At 45.9% G+C, this 3,141-nt stretch carries 7 protein-coding genes; all 7 read left to right on the top strand.

The annotated features are described in order from the left end of the window. Positions 1–146 precede the first annotated feature (146 nt). The 7 genes from DPO_RS23445 (at position 147) to DPO_RS26820 (ending at position 2,988) form a co-directional block, all read left to right on the top strand. Positions 147–377: a hypothetical protein gene (locus DPO_RS23445; RefSeq protein WP_040012325.1), complete on the top strand. Its 231-nt coding sequence runs from the start codon at positions 147–149 to the stop codon at positions 375–377. Continuing rightward, positions 371–688, top strand: coding sequence for a type II toxin-antitoxin system PemK/MazF family toxin (locus DPO_RS23440; RefSeq protein WP_006968872.1), 318 nt, complete (start codon positions 371–373; stop codon positions 686–688). The genes DPO_RS23445 and DPO_RS23440 overlap by 7 nt, the downstream gene beginning before the upstream one ends. A 113-nt stretch (positions 689–801) precedes the next feature. Beyond that, positions 802–1,056: a DUF4160 domain-containing protein gene (locus DPO_RS26825; protein WP_006968871.1), complete on the top strand. Its 255-nt coding sequence runs from the start codon at positions 802–804 to the stop codon at positions 1,054–1,056. A 1-nt stretch (position 1,057) separates the two neighbouring features. Then, complete coding sequence (locus DPO_RS23430; protein WP_006968870.1) at positions 1,058–1,312, top strand: DUF2442 domain-containing protein; 255 nt, start codon at positions 1,058–1,060, stop codon at positions 1,310–1,312. A 61-nt stretch (positions 1,313–1,373) separates the two neighbouring features. After that, the gene (fcl, locus tag DPO_RS23425; protein ID WP_006968869.1) at positions 1,374–2,318 is read left to right on the top strand and encodes a GDP-L-fucose synthase; all 945 of its coding nucleotides are present in this window, start codon (positions 1,374–1,376) and stop codon (positions 2,316–2,318) included. 29 nt (positions 2,319–2,347) lie between these two features. Beyond that, positions 2,348–2,710: a four helix bundle protein gene (locus tag DPO_RS23420; RefSeq protein WP_006968868.1), complete on the top strand. Its 363-nt coding sequence runs from the start codon at positions 2,348–2,350 to the stop codon at positions 2,708–2,710. A gap of 116 nt (positions 2,711–2,826) precedes the next feature. Beyond that, entirely contained in the window at positions 2,827–2,988 is a 162-nt protein-coding gene (locus DPO_RS26820) for a type II toxin-antitoxin system HicB family antitoxin (protein WP_083912144.1), read from the top strand. Positions 2,989–3,141: the final 153 nt, after the last annotated feature.

Here is a 3,141-nt window from a genome sequence, read left to right as displayed (position 1 = left end):
AATGGGACGACCCCGACAGGAAACACAGGGATTGAAATTCCTTGAAGCTGTGATAAACTACATATTACAGGCAACCGAGATCGAACCAGACAAACTTGTCAAATCAAGTTGCCTGCATTTCAGAGAAAGGGGGGGGGGAGATTGCCATGACAACAACTATTACAGTAAGGCAGGTTGTAAAAATACATAATCGCCAACTTTATTTAATGCTTCCGGAAGGATTCGATTATGAAGAGGTGGAGGTTATCGTTATGCCGGCGTCACAACCAAATGATCACATTTCCTTTTGGGATTCATCTGATATTGATATGGCTGGAAAAATTGGACAATCTTCTGCTTCTTTTCCTGAAGATGACGAGGACTATTCAACATGGTAGGCAGAATTTATCTGGCTAAGATTTATTTTACAGATCTTTCCGAGTATAAAATAAGGCCTGTGCTTGTTTTGCGTGTATATGGAGAAGACTGTGTATGTCTGCCTTTGACAAGCAACCTGAAGCACGAAGGATTTTTATTGGGATCAAGTGATTTGGCGGACGGTTTTTTGAAAAAAGAATCAAAAGTGATTTTTCCGAAAAGCTTCACACTCCACCGCTCTATTCTGATAAAGTATATCGCTGCAATAAATCAGGATGTATTGTCAAAAATACATGTAGAATTTTGCAAGAAAATGGATTGTACCGCCTAAAAGAAACCTCTGTTTAATCCAAACACCCAATACCCAACCCCCCAATAACTACAATAACGCAGGCCTGACCCCACCCCGGTAAAACCAAATACCCAAAACCAAATATTCAACAAATGCCTACAATACTACAAATTCTGGGATGGCGGTTGTTTTTTTATGCCAATGAATCGCAGGAACCCATGCATATCCACTGCACAAAAGCAGGGATGGAATGTAAATATTGGCTGGATACAGAAAGGTTTGAAATTTTTGAGGCGTATGCTTATAATATGAACAGTAAATCCAGGCGTGAGATTCGAAAAATTATTTATCAGCATTTTGAATATATTGAGAATGCATGGAATGAATTTCAGTTGAGGAAGTATTGATATGAAACTATACCATAATATCAAAAATGTACGATTTACAGGAAATCGCCTGATTCTTGACATTGACGGCCAGGAACAAGCTTTTGATCTGAAAACAATCTCTCAAGCGTTGCTTCACGCGTCTGAAATTGAAAGAACTACATTTGAAATATCTCCCTCCGGGTATGGTATACATTGGCCTTTGATTGATGAAGACATCAGTATTGATGGACTGCTCGGCATCACTCATTCAGCAAATTTTGCCTTTTCTTCATAAATTATGAACTGTATCCAATACCCAACCCCCCAATAACTACAATAACGCAGGCCTGACCCCCATGATGAAAATTTTTGTAGCCGGTCACCGAGGCATGGTTGGCAGCGCCATTGTCAGACGTCTCAACGCCCTGGGGCAGACCCATATCATCACCCGGACCCGCCAGGAACTGGATCTCCTGGACCAGCAGGCGGTCATGGACTTCATGCAGTCTGAAAAACCGGACCAGGTGTACCTGGCTGCGGCCAAAGTCGGCGAGATTCATGCCAACAACACCTATCCGGCGGAATTCATCTATGAAAACCTGATGGTTCAAAACAACGTGATTCATGCGGCCCACCAGAGCGGGGTCCAAAAACTGCTTTTTCTGGGCAGTAGCTGCATCTATCCCAGAGAGGTTCCCCAGCCCATGAAAGAAGAGATGCTGCTGACCGGCCCCCTGGAGCCCACCAACGAACCCTACGCCATTGCCAAGATCGCCGGCATCAAGCTGTGCGAGAGCTACAACCGCCAGTATGGCACGGACTTTCGCAGCGTCATGCCCACCAACCTGTACGGCCCCGGGGACAACTACCACCCGGAAAACAGCCACGTGATCCCGGCCCTGCTGCGCCGGTTCCACGAAGCCGTCCGGCAACAGGCCCCGGAAGTGGTGATCTGGGGATCAGGCACCCCCATGCGGGAGTTTCTGCACGTGGACGACATGGCCGCCGCCACCGTCCACGTCATGAACCTGGATGCCGCCACATACCAGTCCCACACCCAACCCATGCTCTCCCACATCAACGTGGGCACGGGCGTTGACTGCACCATCCGGGAACTGGCCGAAACCATCGCCAAAGTCACAGGCTTCACCGGCCGCCTGACCTTTGACACCACCAAACCCGACGGCACCCCCCGCAAACTCCTGGATGTGTCCAAACTCAAATCCCTGGGGTGGGTTCCGTCTATACCTTTGGAACAGGGATTGTCCGAGGTATATCGGGCGGAGAGTTTTAAGTTTTAAGTGTTAAGTTTTAAGAAAGGGAGGAATGGGTGGCTTATACTTCGTTTGAGGAGTTGGAGGTGTGGAAGAGGGGTTGCCGGGTGGCAGTGGAGATTTATGAGATGATGAAAGGCTGCCGGGATTTTGGTTTGAAGGATCAGATCACCCGGTCAGCGGTTTCAATTGCCAGCAACATTGCCGAAGGCGCAGAAAGAGATTCAAAACCCGAGTTCATCCGATTCCTCAACATCGCCAAAGGCTCCGCCGCCGAACTCCGCACCCAACTCTACATAGCCCAACGCATCGGCACCCTAACCCCATCAGACACCAAAACCCTGATCACCGAACTAAAACAAATCTCCGCCATGCTCCAAGGCCTCATAACCTCCATAAGAAACCAACTTAAAACTTAAAACTGAACACTTAAAACTTATATTGACTTGCCAAAGCCCTTAACGATAAAATAAGCCTGTAGTATAAGTCTTTTATGATAACGGCATATGGTTAGACGCGTAGAGGGAGGACTATTGTGAAAAGAAAACATTTCCCTATAATCATTGAACAGGATGCTGATGATGTGTTTATAGTAACTTGTCCTGTTTTCAAAGGATGCCATAGTTATGGCTATACCATTGACGAGGCCATAAAAAATATTACTGAAGCTATCGGTTCCTGTTTAGACAATTCCTGATCATGGAGATAAAGATGTTCCAAAAGGTTTATTGAGCAAGATTATTCGATACGATCTTGAAATGGATTTGTCTGATTTTTGGCAGTAACCCAACACCCAATACCCCAGCCCCTTTCTTAAAACTTAAAACTTAAAACCCTATTTAGTGTCTGA

This window comes from Desulfotignum phosphitoxidans DSM 13687 (genome assembly GCF_000350545.1).
Lineage (GTDB): Bacteria > Desulfobacterota > Desulfobacteria > Desulfobacterales > Desulfobacteraceae > Desulfotignum > Desulfotignum phosphitoxidans.
Note: the sequence above shows the minus strand (reverse complement) of the source record. Positions and strands in the feature narration are given on the sequence as shown.